The sequence below is a fragment of the Streptomyces sp. NPDC048278 genome (genome assembly GCF_040652195.1).
Lineage (GTDB): Bacteria > Actinomycetota > Actinomycetes > Streptomycetales > Streptomycetaceae > Streptomyces.
Genome location: NZ_JBEZLP010000013.1, coordinates 105,046 through 122,938 on the forward strand (window position 1 = coordinate 105,046; position 17,893 = coordinate 122,938).

19 protein-coding genes and 3 pseudogenes are annotated in these 17,893 nt (G+C 70.7%); 5 read left to right on the forward strand and 17 right to left on the reverse strand.

The features are described 5' to 3' along the window. Window positions 1-32 precede the first annotated feature (32 nt). On the forward strand, window positions 33-929 hold the full coding sequence (locus AB0D74_RS23335; protein ID WP_362590096.1) for an endonuclease NucS domain-containing protein: 897 nt from the start codon (window positions 33-35) through the stop codon (window positions 927-929). Between the two features lie 177 nt (window positions 930-1,106). Here the strand turns inward: AB0D74_RS23335 and AB0D74_RS23340 are convergent, their stop codons facing one another. The 7 genes and pseudogenes from AB0D74_RS23340 to AB0D74_RS23370 form a co-directional block, all read right to left on the reverse strand. Then, entirely contained in the window at window positions 1,107-1,526 is a 420-nt protein-coding gene (locus AB0D74_RS23340) for a DUF317 domain-containing protein (RefSeq protein ID WP_362590099.1), read from the reverse strand. 68 nt (window positions 1,527-1,594) lie between these two features. Next, window positions 1,595-1,765, reverse strand: a pseudogene (locus AB0D74_RS23345) (hypothetical protein); the annotation flags it as partial. A gap of 97 nt (window positions 1,766-1,862) precedes the next feature. After that, window positions 1,863-2,834, reverse strand: a complete 972-nt coding sequence (locus AB0D74_RS23350; RefSeq protein WP_362590102.1) for an aldo/keto reductase — start codon at window positions 2,832-2,834, stop codon at window positions 1,863-1,865. A 93-nt stretch (window positions 2,835-2,927) separates the two neighbouring features. Further along, a complete protein-coding gene (locus AB0D74_RS23355) occupies window positions 2,928-3,302 on the reverse strand; it encodes a DUF2255 family protein (RefSeq protein WP_362590105.1) in 375 nt (124 codons plus the stop codon). Between the two features lie 94 nt (window positions 3,303-3,396). Then, window positions 3,397-4,164, reverse strand: coding sequence for a glucose 1-dehydrogenase (locus AB0D74_RS23360; protein ID WP_362590108.1), 768 nt, complete (start codon window positions 4,162-4,164; stop codon window positions 3,397-3,399). Between the two features lie 103 nt (window positions 4,165-4,267). Continuing rightward, window positions 4,268-4,660: a cupin domain-containing protein gene (locus tag AB0D74_RS23365; RefSeq protein ID WP_362590110.1), complete on the reverse strand. Its 393-nt coding sequence runs from the start codon at window positions 4,658-4,660 to the stop codon at window positions 4,268-4,270. A 74-nt stretch (window positions 4,661-4,734) separates the two neighbouring features. Continuing rightward, window positions 4,735-5,061 (reverse strand): carboxymuconolactone decarboxylase family protein, encoded by a 327-nt coding sequence (locus AB0D74_RS23370; protein WP_362590113.1) that lies wholly within the window; start codon window positions 5,059-5,061, stop codon window positions 4,735-4,737. A 214-nt stretch (window positions 5,062-5,275) separates the two neighbouring features. Between AB0D74_RS23370 and AB0D74_RS23375 the strand changes: the two genes are divergently transcribed. From AB0D74_RS23375 to AB0D74_RS23385, 3 genes are all read left to right on the forward strand, one after another. Continuing rightward, on the forward strand, window positions 5,276-6,169 hold the full coding sequence (locus AB0D74_RS23375) for a helix-turn-helix transcriptional regulator (RefSeq protein WP_362590115.1): 894 nt from the start codon (window positions 5,276-5,278) through the stop codon (window positions 6,167-6,169). A gap of 154 nt (window positions 6,170-6,323) precedes the next feature. Beyond that, window positions 6,324-7,205 (forward strand): helix-turn-helix transcriptional regulator, encoded by an 882-nt coding sequence (locus tag AB0D74_RS23380; protein ID WP_362590118.1) that lies wholly within the window; start codon window positions 6,324-6,326, stop codon window positions 7,203-7,205. Window positions 7,206-7,389: 184 nt separating this feature from the next. Then, a complete protein-coding gene (locus AB0D74_RS23385; protein WP_362590121.1) occupies window positions 7,390-8,622 on the forward strand; it encodes an MFS transporter in 1,233 nt (410 codons plus the stop codon). A gap of 199 nt (window positions 8,623-8,821) precedes the next feature. Here AB0D74_RS23385 and AB0D74_RS23390 read toward each other — a convergent pair whose 3' ends face one another. Continuing rightward, window positions 8,822-9,949, reverse strand: a complete 1,128-nt coding sequence (locus AB0D74_RS23390) for a DnaB-like helicase N-terminal domain-containing protein (protein ID WP_362590124.1) — start codon at window positions 9,947-9,949, stop codon at window positions 8,822-8,824. Next, window positions 9,949-11,208: a DNA cytosine methyltransferase gene (locus AB0D74_RS23395; protein WP_362590127.1), complete on the reverse strand. Its 1,260-nt coding sequence runs from the start codon at window positions 11,206-11,208 to the stop codon at window positions 9,949-9,951. The genes AB0D74_RS23390 and AB0D74_RS23395 overlap by 1 nt, the downstream gene beginning before the upstream one ends. Window positions 11,209-11,724: 516 nt before the next feature. Here AB0D74_RS23395 and AB0D74_RS23400 point away from each other — a divergent pair. Then, on the forward strand, window positions 11,725-12,330 hold the full coding sequence (locus tag AB0D74_RS23400; RefSeq protein ID WP_362590130.1) for a hypothetical protein: 606 nt from the start codon (window positions 11,725-11,727) through the stop codon (window positions 12,328-12,330). Window positions 12,331-12,352: 22 nt separating this feature from the next. Here AB0D74_RS23400 and AB0D74_RS23405 read toward each other — a convergent pair whose 3' ends face one another. The 8 genes and pseudogenes from AB0D74_RS23405 to AB0D74_RS23440 form a co-directional block, all read right to left on the reverse strand. After that, on the reverse strand, window positions 12,353-13,042 hold the full coding sequence (locus AB0D74_RS23405) for a hypothetical protein (protein ID WP_362590133.1): 690 nt from the start codon (window positions 13,040-13,042) through the stop codon (window positions 12,353-12,355). Between the two features lie 147 nt (window positions 13,043-13,189). Continuing rightward, window positions 13,190-13,996: a hypothetical protein gene (locus tag AB0D74_RS23410; protein ID WP_362590136.1), complete on the reverse strand. Its 807-nt coding sequence runs from the start codon at window positions 13,994-13,996 to the stop codon at window positions 13,190-13,192. Between the two features lie 19 nt (window positions 13,997-14,015). Continuing rightward, window positions 14,016-14,744, reverse strand: a complete 729-nt coding sequence (locus AB0D74_RS23415) for a DUF317 domain-containing protein (RefSeq protein ID WP_362590139.1) — start codon at window positions 14,742-14,744, stop codon at window positions 14,016-14,018. Continuing rightward, window positions 14,741-15,586 carry a hypothetical protein gene (locus AB0D74_RS23420; protein WP_362590142.1) on the reverse strand — a complete coding sequence of 282 codons (846 nt, stop codon included), beginning with the start codon at window positions 15,584-15,586 and terminating at the stop codon, window positions 14,741-14,743. The genes AB0D74_RS23415 and AB0D74_RS23420 overlap by 4 nt, the downstream gene beginning before the upstream one ends. Before the next feature lie 26 nt (window positions 15,587-15,612). Beyond that, window positions 15,613-16,365, reverse strand: coding sequence for a hypothetical protein (locus AB0D74_RS23425; protein WP_362590145.1), 753 nt, complete (start codon window positions 16,363-16,365; stop codon window positions 15,613-15,615). Further along, entirely contained in the window at window positions 16,362-16,994 is a 633-nt protein-coding gene (locus tag AB0D74_RS23430; RefSeq protein ID WP_362590148.1) for a hypothetical protein, read from the reverse strand. Before AB0D74_RS23430 ends, AB0D74_RS23425 begins: the two co-directional genes overlap by 4 nt. After that, window positions 16,991-17,448, reverse strand: a pseudogene (locus tag AB0D74_RS23435) (XF1762 family protein). The gene AB0D74_RS23430 and the pseudogene AB0D74_RS23435 overlap by 4 nt, the downstream one beginning before the upstream one ends. Beyond that, a pseudogene (locus AB0D74_RS23440) lies at window positions 17,445-17,876 on the reverse strand (TraM recognition domain-containing protein); the annotation flags it as partial. The pseudogenes AB0D74_RS23440 and AB0D74_RS23435, both read right to left, overlap by 4 nt. Between the last annotated feature and the right edge of the window lie 17 nt (window positions 17,877-17,893).

Genomic DNA, 17,893 nt, shown 5'->3' on the forward strand with positions numbered 1-17,893 from the left:
GCGTTGGTGATGTCCGAGCTGAGGAGGGGAAGGTGTCGGGCCTGAAGCTTTTCTGTACGGACACGACGAATAGCGGCATGACCGAGGTCATGCCGCGTCTTGCTGAGGTCGAGGCCGATGTGCAGGGTCTTGTCGAGGCGCACATGGAGACGCTGCTGGGCGTCCGGTTCCTGGCGAGCGAGTACAGCACCGGATCGGTGCACAGGGGCCGGATCGACTCGCTCGGGCTGGATGAGAACGGCTCTCCGGTCATCGTCGAGTACAAGCGTGACACAGATGTTGGTGTGATCAATCAGGGTCTATCCTATCTGGCCTGGTTGATGGACCACCGCGCCGAGTTCGAGCACCTGGTCCGCGACCGGCTCGGGGTGACGGCCGCGGACCAGGTGTTGTGGAGCGGCCCGCGCCTGGTCTGCATCGCCGGCGACTTCACCCGCTACGACGTGCATGCCGTGCGGGAGTACCGGCGGTCGATCAACCTGGTCCGCTACCGGCTCTTCGGTAGCGACCTGTTCGGCCTTGAGACCGTGGCCTCCGTGAGAGGTGCCAACCCGGTGGGCCTTCGGGCGCGGCGCCAGGCGGTTGCCAAGGCGGCGGCCAACGTCGAGGGCGTGTCGATGGTGGAGTTGGCGGGCGCGGTCGACGAGGTTCTGCTCGGGCTTGGGGACGGCGTGAACCGTGTCGAGCGTAAGCAGTATCGGGCGTATCAGCGGCTGCGGAACTTCGCCTGCCTGCGCCCGCCGCAGCGCAGCAAGTTGTTGGTCTATCTGAAGGTTGACCCGAAGGAGGTCGACCTGGTGCCGGGCTTCACCCGGGACGTGTCCGGGCTCGGTCACCACGGGACGGGCGACCTGGAGGTCCAGCTCCGTACGCCGAGAGACGTGGATCGGGCGCAGGACCTGTTCCGGGCGAGTTACGCGGCGGCGTGAACCCATGCCGCCGCCTGGAACTTGGCGGGCCGCGCTTCGTGCTGTGTCTGCGGTCGTGGGCGGGGGCCTTTCGACGGGCGTGCAGGGCGTGCGGTGGTCTGTCTATGGTGCGCGGGATCGCCGGTTTGGCCAACCGGCGATCCCGCGCTATGTTGCCCCGCTCTCGTACGTCGTCGGTCAGCGTGAACGGCTGGCCGCTCTACTGGCTGCACCGGCCGTGACGGGCGCGGTGGTCGGCGGGCTGGTGGTGAGGCTGGTCTTTCGTGTGCGGCGTGCGGGCTGGGCGTGGCGGGTGCCTGTGTCGTGGGCGAGGGTTTCAGAGAGGTCGGCGAGCAGTGAGCTGGGGGTGTACGGGGATGCCGTGACGGTCCAGGTGCGGTGGTCGGTGCTGGGGCCGGACCAGAGGGTCCAGGTGGTGAGGTTGTTGTTCGGCTGGTGGGCGGTGAACGCGTCGAACCGGATTCCGGCCTTCCGGGAGAGGCTCGTCCACTGGATCCAGCGTCCGTCGACGCTGTGCTTCCAGCTGGCGTTGGTGGGGGTTGGGTGGCGGCGGTGACGGTCTTCTCGGTGACGGGGCTTCCGATGGCGGTGTCCCACGCGTCGCCTGCGCCGAGGTGGTGCAGCAGGGTCTCCAGTACTGGCGCGGGGGTGGTGCCGGTGGCGGTGAGGTGCCACATCCGGTCGGAGACGGGCGTCTCGTAGGCGGCTACGGTCCAGGCGGCCTCGCGGGGGTCTGCTTCGTGGACGCGTTCGATGCGCAGGGTCTGGGACTCGTGGATGGCGTGTGTGGTGTCTTCCGACCAGGCCCGTTCCCTGTCAAGTCCTGCGTGTTGAATCTGACCCTCTCTTCGGCTTTACCGCCTGGCCGACCTCCAACAGCGCCTGATTCGGTCTGTTACGGCAGCTTCCCTGGTCTGGTGGAGATGTAGATGTTCAGAACCAGGAGGGTCCGGCGTTGACGTAGGGCGCTTCCAGCGTGGCCGCTTCGTCGTCCGACAGCCGGAGGTCGAGGGCTTCGGCGGCCTGCTGGAGGTGGTGGGGCTTGGTTGCGCCGATGATGGGCGCGGAGACGAGCGGGTTGCGCAGGACCCAGGTGAGGGCGATCTGGGCCATGGTGAGGCCGCGGGCTTGTGAGAGTTGCTGCACGGCGTTGATGACCGGCTCGTCGTGGGGGCTGTCGAAGGACTGCACGACGTGGTCGGTGGTGGAGCGGCTGCTCTGTTCCCCGGTGGGGCGGGCGAGGCGGCCCTTGCCGTTCGGCGAGTACGGCACGAGTCCGACGCCCATGTCGGCGCACATGGCCATGAGTTCTGGTTCGTCCTGGCGGCGCAGCAGGTTGTACTGGTTCTGCATGGTCACGAAGCGGGTCCATCCGCCGAGGTCTGCGGCGTGCTGGAGTTTGGCGAACTGCCAGGCGTACATCGAGGAGGCGCCGATGTAGCGGACTTTCCCGGCCTTGACGACGTCATGCAGTGCTTCCATCGTCTCCTCGACCGGGGTGTCGTCGTCGAAGCGGTGGATCTGGTAGAGGTCGATGTAGTCGGTGCCCAGCCGGCTGAGGGACGCGTCGACCTGTTCGAGGATCGCCTTGCGGGACAGGCCCTCGCCGCCGGGGCCGTTGTGCATCTTGCCGCGGACTTTGGTGGCCAGGACGATGTCATCGCGCCGGGCGTATCGGGTGATGGCGCGGCCGGTGATCTCCTCGGAGGTGCCGGCCTGGTAGACGTTGGCGGTGTCCCAGAAGGTGATGCCCAGTTCGAGGGCCTGCCGGAAGAACGGGAGGGCCTTGTCCTCGGTCAGTGCCCAGGGATGGGCGCCTGGTACGGCGGGGTCGCCGTAGCTCATGCAGCCCAGAGCGAGCCGGCTTACCTTCAGGCCGGTGGTGCCGAGACGGATGTACTCCATAGTGGTGCTCCCAGTGAGTCGTCCATGGTTGCGAGAAGGCTGCGGTGGCGCGGGAGGGCTGCCGTGTCCCTGTCGTCGGGGCGGCCGGCCGTGTCAGCCGGCGGGGCGGATGCGGACGGTCGTCGACCGGGGCCCGCTGCGCAGCATCGCCTCCACGTAGGGGCTGGGCGCGTACTTGGTGCGGTAGGCGTCGTCGACTGCGTTGAGGACGCTGTCGTCGGCCGGTGCGAAGGTCACCTCGTGCTCTGCGCCGGTGATGCGGATGCGGCCGGCCTTCTGCGTCGTCGCTGCCTGGTACCAGCGGGAAGCGGGGCCGTTGTAGGGGCGGACGTAGAGTTCGCCGCCCACGGCGACGGACCAGATCCAGGTCGGGGTGCCGTAGGTGCGGCCGTCCTCGCGCAGTGGCGAGATGTGCAGGTCGTCGGCGGCGGCGAAGGCGTGCAGCTGCGCTTGGTTCCAGGTGATCATGGCGGAAGGGGAAACTCCGTGGTGAAAGGGGGTCCGGGGAGGGGCAGCATGGGGGCGCCCGTACCGTCCCGGGGGTCTGGGGCGGGGGCGTCTGCTAGCGGGTGGTGTAGCCGCCGTCGACGGGCAGGGCGGCGCCGACGATGAAGCTGGCGGCGGGGCTGCACAGCCAGACGGCTGCGGCGGCGACTTCGTCGGCGGTGCCGAGGCGGCCGATGGGCTGCTGCTTCATGATCTCGGCCATGGCTTCGGCCTGGCCTTCGAGCATGTCGGCGACCATCGGGGTCTCGATCACGCCAGGACAGACGGCGTTGATGCGGATGCCGCGGGGGGCGTATTCGACGGCGGCGCTCCTGGTCAGGCCGATCACTCCGTGCTTGGAGGCGTGGTAGGCGGCGCGCTCGGGCAGGCCGACCAGGCCGCCGAGGGAGGAGTTGTTGACGATGGCCCCGGAGCCCTGGGTGCGCATCTGGCGCAGCTCGTGCTTCTGGGCGGACCAGACGCCGCGCAGGTTGACGGCGTTGACGCGGTCGAAGTCCTCGGCCGTCTCGTCGGCGGCGTCGGAGGGCGGGACCTGGATGCCGGCGTTGTTGAACGCCATGTCGAGACGGCCGTAGGCGGCCACCGTCTGGGCGACCATGGCGGCGGCCTGGTCCTCGTCGGTGACGTCGCACACGACGCCGAGGGCCTGGTGGCCGGCATCGGTGAGTTCCTGGGCGGCCGTCTCGACCGCGTCCTTGTCGACGTCGGCCAGGACGACGGCCGCGCCGGCCCGGGCGAACAGGCGGGCGGCTGCCAGGCCCATGCCGGAGGCGGCACCGGTGACCAGGGCGACCTGGCCTTCGAAGGTGTACTGCGGGTTCACGGGGAGGGGGTCCAATCGTTGTGGTGTCCGGCCGGCAGCTGCCGTTCCTGGTCCGGGGGCATGCGAGGCTGCGGTGCGGATTGCTGTTCGGTGGGGTGTGGGTTCAGGAGCGGCGGCGGCCGGCGTACTCGGCGTCGCTGACGTGCTCCAGCCAGTCGACCTCGTCGCCCTCCCACAGGGCGATGTGGGCCATGAACCGGTCCGGGGCGGCGCCGTGCCAGTGCTCCTCGCCCGGCGGGGTCCAGATCACGTCACCGGGGCGGGCTTCGAGGACGTCGCCGCCGCGGCTCTGGATCAGGGCGATGCCCTCGACGATGTAGAGGGTCTGGCCCAGGCCGTGGGAATGCCAGGCGGTGCGGGCACCGGGGGCGAAGCGGACCATGTCCGCCCGCGCGCGGGAGGGGTCCTCGCCGCGGTAGACCACATCCGCCCAGGCGTCCCCGGTGAACATCTGCGCCGGCAACTTGATGGTCGCCGGGGGCTGCACAATTTCCATGATCAGTAGTCCTTCGCGTGCTGCTGGTGCGGAGAGCGGGTCGTGAGGGCGTCGCCGGGACGGGGATGGGCGGGTCAGGGGCTGGTGAGGACGGTCCTGGCGACGGTGAGCGCCGACATGGCCTTGGGCCATCCGGCGTAGAAGGCCAGGTGGGTGATCGTCTCGATCAGCTCCTGGTCGCTGACCCCGTTCTCGCGGGCCCGGCTCAGGTGGAAGGCGAGCTGCTCGGTGCTGCCGCTGGTGATCAGGCTGGCCACGGTGACCAGGCTGCGCTCGCGCGGCGACAGGTCCGGGTTCTCCCATACCTGCCCGAACAGCACGTCCTCGCTGTACCCGGCCAGTGCCGGGGCGAGGTCCCCGAACTGCTGACGTGGCCCCTCGTGCGGCTTGTCCTGCGCCATCACCGACTCCTTTCCGAGGGATGCCCGCGATAACACATGGCGGGCATCGGCTGGCGTTTACCTCCCGCTCCCGTGCGATGCCGCCGAGGGGAGGGAGGCCATCTGTTGGCCTGGTATCGAGGAAACGTCAGGTCACAGGTGTGCGGAAGGACCCGTTGATACGTGTACCGGCAGGGCACCTCTCACGCTCGCCGATCGTCGTAGCCTCGACGGCATGGACAACCGAAGCGAGGTCCGCGAGTTCCCCACCAGCCGCCGCGCCAGGATCACCCCGCAGCAGGCCGGCCTGCCCGCCCACGGCCACCGCCGGGTCAAGGGGCTGCGCCGCGAGGAGGTCGCGATGCTCGCCGGGGTGAGCGCCGAGTACTACGCCCGCATGGAGCGCGGCAGCCTCTCCGGCACCTCCGAGGCCGTCCTGGACTCCCTCACCCGCGCCCTCCAGCTCGACGAGTCCGAACGCGCCCACCTGATGGACCTCGCCCGCACCGCGGGCACCACCCGGCCTCCGGTCCGGCGCCGCGCTGCCCAGCCCGTGCGGCCCGCTCTGCAGCAGCTGCTCGACGCGATGACCGGCGCGCCCGCCTTCATCCGCAACGGCCGCCTCGACATCCTCGCCACCAACCCGCTGGGCAAGGCGCTTTACTGGCCCGTGTTCCAGGACCCGGCCCGTCCGGTCAACCTCGCCCGCTTCCAGTTCCTCAATCCCCGCGCCGCCGACTACATGCCCGAGGTGCAGACCCAGCGCGCCACCGCCGCGGCCCTCCTGCGCACCGAAGCCGGCCGCGACCCGTACAGCCGTGAACTGAGCGACCTGATCGGCGAGCTGTCCACTCGCAGCGCCGACTTCCGCACCCTGTGGGCCGCGCACGACGTGCGCCTGCACCACAGCGGTCTCAAGCGCTTCCGCCACCCCGCCGTCGGCAACCTCACCCTCTCCTTCGAGGCCCTGCCCATCCCCACCGACCCCGGCCTGACCCTCACCGCCCTGAGCGCCGAGACCGGCACCCCCGCCCAGGACGCCCTCACCCTCCTCGCCGCCTGGTACGCCACCCTCGACCACGGCGAACGCGAGATCCCCGCGCCCCACACCAGCAAGCAGCACTCCTGACGAGGCGGACACCGGCAGCACACCCCGCCGAGCCGTCAGGCAACCTGCTGTCCCGATGCCGGAAAACAGCAGCTCACAGGAGCGCGGCGGGCCCGTGCAGGGGAGTACTGACAGGGTCCCCCTCCTATGCGCGGAACGCCGTAGCCTCGAACGCATGGACAACCGAAGCGAGGTCCGGGCGTTCCTCTCCAGCCGCCGCGCCAAGATCACCCCGCAGCAGGCGGGTCTGCCCATGTACGGCAGCCGCCGGGTGGCGGGGCTGCGCCGCAGCGAGGTCGCGATGCTCGCCGGGGTGAGCATCGAGTACTACACGCGGATGGAGCGCGGCAGCCTCAGCGGCGTGTCGGAGGCCGTTCTGGACGCGCTCGGCACGGCGCTGCGCCTCAACGGCACGGAGCGGTCACACCTGCACGACCTGGCCCGCGCCGCGAACACCGGACCTGCCCGTGCCCGGCGAAGCGCCGCCCCTGTGCGTCCCGCCGTGCGGGCGGGGGTGGAGCGGATGCTGGAGGCGATGGCGACGCTGCCGGCGTTCGTGACGAACCACCGCTTCGACATCCTGCTGGCGAACCCGCTCGGGCGGGCCTTGTACGCGCCGGTGTACGAGGATGCGGCCTGCGGGGGCAACACGGCCCGGTTCTGCTTCCTCAGTCCCGCAGCCCGGCAGTTCTACGTCGACTGGGAGCAGATCGCCCAGACCGCCGTCGGCGCACTGCGGGTCGCCGCGGCCAAGGACCCCTACGACCGGGAACTGTCGAACCTGATCGGTGAGCTCTCCACCCGCAGCGACGCCTTCCGCATGCTGTGGGGCGCCCACGACGTGCACGTCTTCCGGGACGGCACGAAACGCTTCCGGCATCCCGCCGTGGGCCGCCTCGATCTCGACCACGAGACCCTGTTCCTGGCCGCCGACGAGCAGATCGCCGTGGCCGTCTACAGCGCGGTGCCCGCAAGCACGGCCGAGGACGGTCTGAAACTGCTGGCCTCCTGGGCCGCCACCACAGCGGAACCGGCCTCCGTCGACACCGACAGCTGACCCCGCCGTCCCTCCTGGCCGCCGCCCGGCACACCAGGCAGCGCCCCTAAGCTGCGCACATCCGAGTGGGGGTCCCTGCCAGTACCCCCATAGACGCTGACTCCCACGTCACTGCGGACCGGGGTTGCATGGTCAGTGCCGCAAGTCCGCGGCCGTCCCCGAGGCAAGAGGTTGTCACTTCCCCATGTCTGCTCCGAAAGACAAGTCCGGCGCGCTGCCGTTCGTCGTCTATCTCCTGGGCATCGGTGCGTTCCTGATGGGAACCACCGAATTCGTCATCGCCGGCGTCCTGCCCGAGCTGGCCGCCGACCTGAAGGTCGGCGTCGCCCGGGCCGGACTACTGATCACCGCGTTCGCCATCGGCATGATCGTCGGCGCACCCGTCATGGGCCTGGCCACGCTGCGCCTGCCCCGCCGCTCCACCCTGGTCCTGGCCTTGGCCGTCTTCGCCGCCGGACACGTGATCGCCGCGCTCAGCTCCTCCTTCACCGTCGTGTTCGCGGCCCGCGTGCTCAGCGCGCTGGCGACCGGCACGTTCTGGGCCGTCGCCTCGATCGTGGCCACCGCCGCCGCGGGACCCGCCGCGAGGTCCCGCGCCCTGGGCATCATGATCAGCGGTTCCGCCCTGGCCACCGTGATCGGCGTGCCCGTGGGCACCTGGGCCGGACAGGCCGTCGGCTGGCGCGGCACCTTCTGGGCCCTAGCCGCCTTGGCCGCGGTCGTCTCCCTGCTGATCAGCCGGTTCGTGCCCGCCGACACCACGCGTGCCACGGCCTCGGTCCGCTCCGAGTTCGCCGCACTGCGCCAGGGCAGGCTCTGGCTGTCGATGAGCGCCACCGCCCTGATCACCGGCGGCGCCATGGCCGCCTTCAGCTACATCACCCCGCTGCTCACCGAGCGGACGGGCATCTCGGCCGGCTGGGTACCGCTGGTCCTGATCGGCTACGGCCTCGGCGCGCTGGCCGGCACCAACCTCGGCGGATGCCTGGGCGACCGCAAGCCGCTGGCCACCGTCACCGGCGCCGCGATCGGCGCCGCACTGATCCTTCTGCTGCTGATCCCGCTGTCCGCCCACGCCGTGCCGACCATCGTGCTGGTGGTCCTGCTGGGGATGGCCGGCATGGCCGTACCCCCGGTCGTCACCTCGCTCGCCGTGCGGTTCGCGGGCGACGCCCCGACCCTTGCCGCCGCACTGGCCGTCTCCTCCTTCAACGTCGGCATCGCTCTCGGCACCTGGATCGCAGGCAGCGCCCTGGAGTCCTCCCGGGGCCTGACCGGACCGGCCCTCGTCGGCACCGTGATGGTCACCCTCGCTCTCGCACCGCTGGCCTCCCTCGGCGCGATCCGCGTCACCCGCACCACAGCACCTCACCAACCCGCGCCCACAAGCGAGGCGGACATCGCATCAGGCGTGTGATCAGCTCTCCCCACGCGATGATGAGCCGCCCGGGGGAAACGGACCCGTCGTCGGTGAGATTGCGGGTCTTGAAGTACCGGCCGGCGTCCCGCTTGTACTTCTCCAGCTCGACCCGGTAGATCCGCGGGCCATCGCTGCCCGCGTCCGGAGCAGCTCGCGGCACCTTCAACCGGTTTCCGGCCACCGGCGTATGCGGGGGCTATCGGGCTGCTCGCACGGGGCGGGCGGTGTGCGCGGTCGTGGTGGTGGGTGGGCCGGCGCGGGTGGTGGGCGCCGGTCGCGGTCGTGGCGGTGGGGCCGTTGTGGTGGCGTGCTGCCAGCGGGTGCGGACGGCGCTGATGTCGGCGAGGGCGCGTCGGGCGCCGACGACGAGCTGGAAGGGGGTGTTCGCCGGGTCGCCGGCGTACGCGGTGATGCGCCGGCCGGTGTGCTCGGCGGTGGTCAGGAGGGAACGCTGCAGGGCGCGTTCGCCCCAGTGCTCTACGGATCCCGCCGGTTCGGCCAGCATCCGCAGTACCTCGCCGGGGTCGCTTCCGTCGTCGAGGAGGCCGCGCTGCTGGGCTTCCCACAGGACGGTGACGGGGTCGACGGGCTCTTGGCGGCGGGTCAGGGCGGTCAGGCACTGCCACAGGCCGGCGTGCAGCGGCTCGACGAGGTCGCCGGGGAGCAGCCACGGGACGGCTTCGATGCCGGCGGGGTAGGCGGTGGCCGTCGCGAGCAGCAGCCGCTCCTCCTCGACGGCTTCGATGTAGTCGGGTGCCGCGGGTGGCGGCGGAGTCGCGGTGCGGGGCAGGACGCCTGCGCGTGGTGGGAAGCGGGCTGCGATGTCGTCCACGACCGTGGCGAGCGCGTCGGCCTCGGTGAGCACCGTCTGGACGGGGTGGGGGAGGGAGGCGTCGTGGACGGTGTGCACGAGGCGTTCCGCAGCTGTCTCAAGGCGGCGGCGGGCGTGTTCGGCCTCGACCATCCGCGCGTACGCCGGGGCGTGGCGGGGCCAGGGGCAGACCTGGACGAGGGCGTGAAGGTCGGAGGCGGTCAGCCCGCGCGCCTGCTGGCGTGCCGTGGTGAGCACGAGGTCGAGCCAGGTGGCGTTCTTCGCATGCTCGGCCGGGTCGGGCGGCGGCAGGGTGCTGATCGCGGCGAACACGGCCATGTGCGCTGCGGTGGAGAACGAGTCGGCGGTGATGCCGGTCAGGTCACCGAGGAGGCGGGGATCGAGGAGGAGGGCTCCGAGGAGGGCCTGCTCGACGTGGAACACCGGCTGCGGCAGCGCGCTGGCGTAGAGGTCGTGGTCGTGGTCGTCGTCGGGTTCGGGGGTGTGGGGCATCAGGCGGCGAGGCCGAAGTCGTCGGGGTCGAGGCGGACGCCGAGGTGCGGGGCGAGGAGATGGCCGGCGAGCAGCGGCGGGACGGCGTTGCCGATCTGCGAGAACTGCTGGCCCTTGTTCCCGGCCCAGGGATAGTCGGCGGGGAAGGTCTGCGGGAGGCCGGCCTCCTGAGCGGTGATCCGGATCGGCTCCGGCACCGCCGACGGGTCCGTGTCCTCGGCTGGCGGTGAGGCGGGTTCGGCGACCCAGGTGCACTCGTTCGCCCGGTGCCCGAAGAACAGCGTTCCCGCCGGCTCGGACAGTCGCCGGACGGTGGCGTTGGCCTGGCTGTTGCTGCGCAGGGACCACGACCAGCGATGGGCCTCGGCGGTGAACATCGCCGCCTCAGCGCCGGCGGCACCAGTCTCCTGTGTGCTGTGCCTGGCCTCCCGGCCGGCGCCATCACGGCGGGATTGCGGGACTGTCCCGTCCGGCCGGGGTGTCCACGTGCCGCGCTTCCGGGCGTCGGACAGCGTCTTGCGCGAGCCCGACGGGAAGGGTTCGGGTCCGCCGCCCGCGCACACGGTGGGGACGGGCCGGTCGGTCGCCCCCCACCCCAGGGCCTGGGCCATGCTGACCCAACGGGCGCGGCCCGGACCGAACAGCGATTCCGGCTCGGTGAGTTGGGAGTGCGTGGGTGTGGGCGGCTGCGCTGTACGGACCCGGGAGGCCAGGAGGATGGCCCGTTTCCTGGTCTGCGGGACGCCGAAGTCGGCGGCGTTGAGGATCCCGCACCAGACGGAGAACCCCCATCCGCGCAGCACGGCCGCGTACTGCTTCCACAAGGGCAGGACGTCCGGGACCTCCTCCATCGCGACCCAGTCGGGCTCGCCCACCGTGTTCAGGGCGTGCAGGTAGCGCATCGGTTCGGCGGCGAGCAGAGAGCGCTCGTCACGGCACGCGGCGAGGAGGCGCTCGCGGGTGTCACGGCCGGCGGCCAGGCCCTCGACCGCCGCGTGCACCAGCGGCTGGTCGAGCAGGCCGAGGCGTTTGCCGGCCATGCTCCATGCCTGGCATGGCGGGGACGCGATCACCGCGTGGGTGCGGCCGACGAACGGTCCGGTCGGATACCGGGCCACGTCGGTGCGGATCGTCAACTGCTCCGCCGCGGAACGGGTCTTGCACGCCCATGGGTCCCATTCCAGTCCGATGTCGCGCGTGCCCAGGACGTGCAGTGCTCGGCTCCAGCCGCCCGGCCCCGCGAAGAGGTCGAGTATCACGTGGCCAGCCCGAAGCCGTCCTGCGTCAGTGCGTCGGCCTCGCCCCGGCAGGCCCAGGGTGAGCAGCCGTCCTCGACGCCGTTCTCCAGGAGGTCGGCCTCGTCCATGCTGATCTGCTGGGCTGCTCGCTCGGCCGCGGTGACGTGGTCGATCGGTGCCTGGCTCAGCGGGACGCGGGAGCGGTGAAGGAACGCCTCGCCCAGGAGGCGGCTGCCCGACGCGTTGGCGCGGGCATTGCCCTGCCGGATCGCTTCGTCGAATTCGACGACGTCCGCCCATTCGGACGGAGAGGTGTCCCTGATATGCCGCCACTGGGCATTTCCGTGGAACGGGCAAGCTATTGAGAATTGAGACAGGGCTGTGACCTTTCGATTGGGGGGGGCGATGGACCTTGGTGATGGGCGATGAGAGCAGCAGGAGGGACGCGCCTCAGGTGTAGGCAAGGGACGTCTCGTGCGCCTTCAGTTCAGGCAGCCGGGTCGGTAGCGTGTGGTCGTGACGGAGCACTCATACGACGTGGCTGACATCGAGGTTTTGGAGTTCGACGCCGCAGTGCGCAGGCGGATGGGCACGTACTTCGGGGTCGGGCGGGGAGATTCGAGGCTGTCGGTCCACGTGCTGTGCGCCGTGGCACGCCACGCGCTTCATCCGGCAACAAGGGTTGCTGCGGAGCACACTCTGCGCGCTGTCGTTGTGATCACTGGTGATCTCAGCTTCACCATCGTCATGGACCAGCCTCATGCTTGGGACGGCTCGGATGTCCCCGCCCTGGGTTACTTCGACTCTCTCCTGGGTTCTGAGTGGTGGTTGTTGGCGGCCGCGGCGGCGCTGTCTGAACGGGTCACGATCGAGATGTGGTCTGCAGGACGTGGCTTTGGCCAGGACCTCGTCGGTATTCGCCCACTCTCTGGTCCCAGGGAATTCGATTCGCCGAAAGGCAGCGGCACGAAGGTGGCCTTCGTCTTCGACCCGACGCATGTCGGTCCGGACTTTGTCCTCCCCACGGATCTCAAGAACCTTGACCTGCATGGCCCGCACTGCTCAGCGCCTACCGGCTCCGGACATGTGCTGATCCGGGATCTCCGCCACGGTTCGGCTGGGCAGGAAGTAATGCACCGCTAGCTGCGCTTTCGGCTGGGCGGCGTTATCCGTTGGATTGCTTTCTCTCCATCGTCCCGCGCCTGTCTTTTGGTACTTCTGTGGCCACCACGCCAGAGCTCATGCGTCGGCCGGCAGTGCCCAGGAGCTGGGTGAGCGGGATGAAAGCGGCGTCGGTCCCCAGTTCCGTGGGCGTGGGGCCAGCCGGGGTTGGAATGTCGGCGAGCCGTTGCGTGAGGGCCGTGACGGCGTCGCGGTCGCCTTCGAGGGCTTGGCGTTCATCGTCGGTCAGGTCGAGCTGTTCGAGCATCTGCTCGATACCGTTCTTGACTTCGAGGAGCCGGCCGCGGGTGGACTCTTTGGGGACGTAGAACGGGCAGCGTGCGCAGGCCAGCCGGTGGGGGCACTTGGCGAAGAAGTCGTAGCTGCAGGAGCCGTCTCCCAGGTCGTAGTACTTCCAGGGCTGTTCGCCGTCGGCGGCTGCGCCGGTGAGGATGGATTCGCGGTCGATGAGGTCGTGGGTGTGGGCCAGGAGCCCGTACACCGCGACTCCGGCGCGCTCGTGCGCGTCCTGAGCGCTGCCAGGCGGCAGCAGGTAGAGCTTGCGGCCGAGGTGCTCGCGGGCGAGGAAGCCGGCGTCGGTCAGCAGCCGGTCGGCTTCGCGGAGGCGGCGGTTGAGGACGACGAAGGTGTGCCCGTCGTCGGTGGACCCGATGAACACATCGGGGATGTCCACAAGTGACACGGCGGTCCAAGGGGATTCGGTAGTCGGTCAGTGCAGGCCGTCGGCGGGAGACGCCTCGGGAACTGCGTGCCGGAACGGATTGGCGGGGACCGCGGGCGGGCGGCGGCGGAGGTACGCGACGCGGGAGGGGTAGGTGGATCAACGGGTTGCTGCGCGTGCTGCGGTCACGGTCGGGCGGCTCGCGGGCCGGGCGGCGGCGGGCACGAGGGGCCGGGGAAGGCCGAAGGTGGCAGTCAGGCCGCGGGATCCGTCGGCGGTGAGGTAGACCCGCTCGTCGTGGTGCCGCCGCGGGTATGGCTCGCGGGTCACCAGGCCCCGGGATTCCAGGGAGCGGATGGTGCTGATGGAGACGCGGACGCCGTCGCTGCGGATGATCGGCCTGTCGTCGCTGATCGTCACCTCGCCGAGCGCGATGGCGCGCAGGGCGGAGCCCTGGGTGGTGGACAGTGCGGGCGGCTGGTGCAGCGGGCGGGCGCCCCGGCGGCGCCGTTCGGTGACGAACAGCTCGGCGGTGGCCAGCGCGTCCGTGGCGCCCAGGGCGGTCAGGTCCCGTACGAGGGTGAGGCGGCTGCGGGCCTCGTCCAGGGCTTGCTGGGAGGTCAGGAGGAGACCGTCGTCGTTGACGGGGATCCCGGCGCGGGTGACATCGAGGATGTCCGCGGCATCCAGGAGAAGGTCGGCCGCGGTGACGGTCAGATGGGCGAGCTGCTTGACCCGCGCGTACACGGTGTGGATCGCGGGACTGTGGTACATCGGCTGCGCGTTGAGGACGTCCACGATGTGCAGCGCCGAGTCGCTCAGGTTCTGGGTGAGGGCGGTCTGGTGGTTGAAGGCGGTGGCGGCGCCGGCGGCGGTCAGCCGGATCTCGGCCAAAGCGTCGTTGTGCCGGGTGAAGTCCGCGGCGAGAGCGAGGAGGTGCTCGGCCGGGACGGTCGGGTTGTTCATCGGGGGCTGAGGGTTCCGTTCAGCGACGGGGCACGGCACGGTCGAGCTGGGCGGCGGCATGGTGCACGTGCGGGTTCACGACGGCTCCGCGGACGGGCGTGATGACCGCGGAGTCCAAGTCCTGCACGAGGTGGGGGACATCGCGGAAGGCGCGCTCGACCGGGGCAGTCGTCGAGAGATGGGCGAAGAACTGGGCGACCAGCCGTTCCGGGGTGTCCTGGGTGAAGGAGGCGTCCCAGTGGGTGCCGAAGCCGTCGTACACGTGGTGTCGGAAGCGCCACGGGGTCTCCTTTGCCGGGGCGTGCTTCAGGCGGCAATGACCGTCGGGCGAGGTGAAGGTGCCGCTGCCTTCATGGCGCCAGTGGTTCAGTTCGGCGATCTCGGCGAGCGTGCTGGTCGTGAGCGGGATCCGGTCGGCGTGGCGGAAGTCGCCGACCAGCTGGGGCAGCGCCTGGGTTACGGCAGCGATGGCCTCGATCGGGGTCTGCCGCGTGAACCGGGCCTCCCAGAACGGATCATGGTGCGCGACCGACCACCACTGCCCCTGCGTGTGGCGAGAGCTGAAGGTCACGAACAGGCTGCTGTCGAGGGTGTTGACGGTGATGCGGCCGGTTGCACGGTCGATTTCGTGCGGCCAGCCGAAAAGGTGGATCAGCGGGCCGATCGCGTCGGCGAGCCGGTCGATCCCGGCGCCCGCGAGATGGCGCGGAGAGACCAGGACGCGGGCGTGGGGCGCGAAGCGCGTCACCGGCGTGCTCCCTGCATTGTGGGAGGCGCGGCGGCCCGTGCGGGCTGAGCCGTCGTGGCTGCGGGCCGCGGCCTGGCCAAAGCCTGGTGTCCTAGCCTGGTGACGGTGATCTTCTGCCCGCGTGACAGGCGGGTGCTCATGTCCCGGCCGACGAGCCCGCGCTTGTTCAGGGCCCGGAAGGTGGCCATCGAGATACGGGTCCCGTCCCCGGTGGCCACACGGGTCGCGCCCGGCCCCCGCTGCGCACTCTCATACAGATGTCCGCCGCCGAGGGCGAGGGCCTTGAGAGCGTCGTACTGGGTGCGGGTTAGCGCGGGGACGGCAGCCGCCTGGGCGGAGACCGTTTCCTCGCGTGCGGCGTCACGGTCTTGGGTGATGCCGGTGGCGACGTAGTGGCATCCGGTCGCGCTCAGGTCGAGCTGGTGGGCGGCGTCGGCGAGGTGTTCGGTCATCTCCGGGACGGCCGTGGTGTGGCGAGCGGTGTGCGTTGCGGCGTCGTCCGCGGGATAGCCGGGGAACGGCGCACCGTCGTAGGGGTTGGCGAGCAGCGCGCTGGCGAGGCCGTTGCCGGCCAGCGTGGAGGCGACTGCGACCGAGGCCAGGCACTCCAGGCTGGAGCGGCTCCCGGCGACACTGCTGTAGGCGCTGGATTCGAGCGTGCCCAGGTGCATGAGGACGGTGGCCGTCAGGTCCTGGGCCTTGAGCAGGAGCGGGCTGATCTTGTGCAGTGCGTCGGTGCCGGGGGTGTAGGAGAGGTCCCGTACGCGAGCGTGCAGGGCCTCGAAGTCGCGCGCCAACGTGCGCAGTTGTTGTACCTGGCCTGCCAAGTCGAGCAGGGGCATGGGGTGGTGTGACTCCGGGGGATCGGTCAGCGGGTCCGGGCGGCCGACTCCGCGGGCGCGGGCGCGGGTGTGGTGCCGGGGGGTCTGGCGCTGTGCGGGCTGCTGATGGCGGCGGCCAGGGCGGTGGTGCCGGCCGCGGTGAGACATACGCGGTCTTGGAGCGGTCCGCCGATGTAGGCGGAGGGCGCGGCCTTCGGGACGCGTTCGGCCAGACCGTCCGCTTCCAGCGCCCGAAGCGTGCCGATCAGCACGCGCTCGTCCCGGTAGTGGACGTACTGACGGCCCAGGGAGTTGGTGGCCACGACGTTCCCGCAGCCGATTTCCCACAAGGCGGTGCGGTGGGTGGAGGTCAGCCGGTGGTGCGGAACGCTGCCGGTACTGCCGCGGCGGTGCCGTATCTCGTAGGCGAGGGTGCCGGCGCACTCCATGGCCGCCTCGGGGGCCAGGGCGGTCAGTGTGCGGGCCGTGTGGGGCCCTTGGTCCGCGGATGCGCTGCTCAGGAAGGCGAGCTGCTGGAGGCGGACCACCGCGTTCGACAGCTCATGGTTGTGGAAGAGGCGTGCGTCGGCGACCGCTTTGATCGCGGTGCGGGTCGCGGCGGCGAGTTGCTGCGCGGAGTCGGCGTGGGCGTCGGGCTCCGACGCTGGGCCGGCCCGCAGGAGACGGTCGAGCATGTCGTTGTGCTGCACGTACTGGTCGGCGAGCAGCAGCAGCCGCTCGACGGGCGTCGGCGGGGCGGCTACGTCGAACAGGAGGCTCTCGGCCGGTGGTGTCGTCATACGCGGCGCCGGGCGGCGGGGACCGGTGACGCGGTGGGGGCCTGCTGCGGGTGGTGCCGGAGGGCGTCGGCGATGAGCTGCCGGTCCTCGGCGCGCTCCGAGAACGAGGCGAGGCGGCGGGAGAGCTGTCGGGCCACGGCACGGTAGGTGGTGGCCGCTCGCCGCATCTCGTCACCTGCGCGGCGGAGTTGATCACGGCTGGTCGCGGGGGTGGAGTCGGCGTCCTCGGACAGCAGGATCTCGGTGCGGTGGTGGATGGCGAGGTTGCACAGCGTGGCGGCGAGGGAGATTTGAGCGCAGGCGCCGGCCAGGTGCGCCAGGTTGTCGGCGCCGCCCTTCATCGCGGGGTACTGGCTGGCCGACAGGTCGTGGAGTTGGCGTGTGCACCTGATCGCCAGCTCGTGGACCTGCAGGCTCAGGGGCGTGATCTCCCGGACGGGTTTGGCGATCTCGCCCTCCCGGATCCGTGTTGCCTGCGCGGACAACTCCTTGAGGGTGGGGGCCACTTCGCCGAGAAGGCGGGTGTGTTCGGTCAGGTCGACGGTGTGCAGGACAACTCCGGTGGCGGGGACAGGACGGGAAGGCGGAGGATGGCTGGCCCGGTGGGGTGCGGGAGCGGGCTCGGTCAAGGGGCTTCCCACAGCAGGCGGGTGACGTGGTCGTTGCCGTGGCCGGACCGTGGGCGGGAGGGGGTGTGCCATCCGGCCCGGGGCGGGCGGCTGGCGATGGTGCGCCACCCGGCGCCGCGCAGTGATGCGCCGCTCTCGCCGTCTTGCGTGTAGGTGATCAGGCGCCGGTAGCCGAGGGCCTTCGTCGCGCGCCACGATGCGCCGTAGAGCAGCGAGTTGGCGTTGCCGGTGCCGTCGCTGGCGGTCCGGGTGACTTCGAGGGTGGCGCCGTCGTCGAGGTGGCGGCGACGGGCCGGCCGACGATGGCGACGGCGTGCAGGACGCCGGACTCGTCGGCGGCGCCGACGGCGAAGATCTGTCCTGCGGGCGGCGGGTGGTGGCGGTGCCAGGTCCGCACGAACTCCTTCGCCTGGCGGGAGCGGACCGGCACCAGGTGCAGCAGGGCGTCGCTCACACGGCCTGCTGGAAGTCGGACTGCGCTGGCGTGTGCTTGGCGACGGCGCGGGCGGTGATCGCCTGCGAGGCGCGGGCGGAGGCCGCGGACAGTTCCTCCGCGCCGGGCTCGCGGTACCACGGGCGGAGGTCGAGCATGGCGGCGCGCATGCCGGTGGCGAAACACAAGGCGGTGCCCTTGGGCAGGGCGCGGATCGCGTCGGCGGGCAGGATCCGCTCCTGCCGCATCGAGATCGACGTGCTCTTGCCGGACTCCGAGTGCGAGGTGGACGTGGTCTCCACGTCGTGGTCGCCGATCAGGAGGGACAGCTTGTCGGCGAAGTCGGGGTCGTCGATCCCGGAGCCGATGACCTTGACGGTCGAGGCGGACCACATGGCGTCCATGCCCGCGTCTCCCCAGACCTTCTGGCCCTGGCGGTAGGACTGGAGGTGAGATGTGAGAGCGT

Bases quoted from the DNA above. Each gene is read 5' to 3' on its own strand.
- AB0D74_RS23425 (WP_362590145.1), bottom strand. From the start codon at position 16,365: ATGACGACACCACCGGCCGAGAGCCTCCTGTTCGACGTAGCCGCCCCG.
- AB0D74_RS23375 (WP_362590115.1), top strand. From the start codon at position 5,276: ATGGACAACCGAAGCGAGGTCCGCGAGTTCCCCACCAGCCGCCGCGCC.
- AB0D74_RS23420 (WP_362590142.1), bottom strand. From the start codon at position 15,586: ATGCCCCTGCTCGACTTGGCAGGCCAGGTACAACAACTGCGCACGTTG.
- AB0D74_RS23350 (WP_362590102.1), bottom strand. From the start codon at position 2,834: ATGGAGTACATCCGTCTCGGCACCACCGGCCTGAAGGTAAGCCGGCTC.
- AB0D74_RS23355 (WP_362590105.1), bottom strand. From the start codon at position 3,302: ATGATCACCTGGAACCAAGCGCAGCTGCACGCCTTCGCCGCCGCCGAC.
- AB0D74_RS23390 (WP_362590124.1), bottom strand. From the start codon at position 9,949: ATGCCCCACACCCCCGAACCCGACGACGACCACGACCACGACCTCTAC.
- AB0D74_RS23410 (WP_362590136.1), bottom strand. From the start codon at position 13,996: ATGAACAACCCGACCGTCCCGGCCGAGCACCTCCTCGCTCTCGCCGCG.
- AB0D74_RS23380 (WP_362590118.1), top strand. From the start codon at position 6,324: ATGGACAACCGAAGCGAGGTCCGGGCGTTCCTCTCCAGCCGCCGCGCC.
- AB0D74_RS23385 (WP_362590121.1), top strand. From the start codon at position 7,390: ATGTCTGCTCCGAAAGACAAGTCCGGCGCGCTGCCGTTCGTCGTCTAT.
- AB0D74_RS23370 (WP_362590113.1), bottom strand. From the start codon at position 5,061: ATGGCGCAGGACAAGCCGCACGAGGGGCCACGTCAGCAGTTCGGGGAC.
- AB0D74_RS23365 (WP_362590110.1), bottom strand. From the start codon at position 4,660: ATGGAAATTGTGCAGCCCCCGGCGACCATCAAGTTGCCGGCGCAGATG.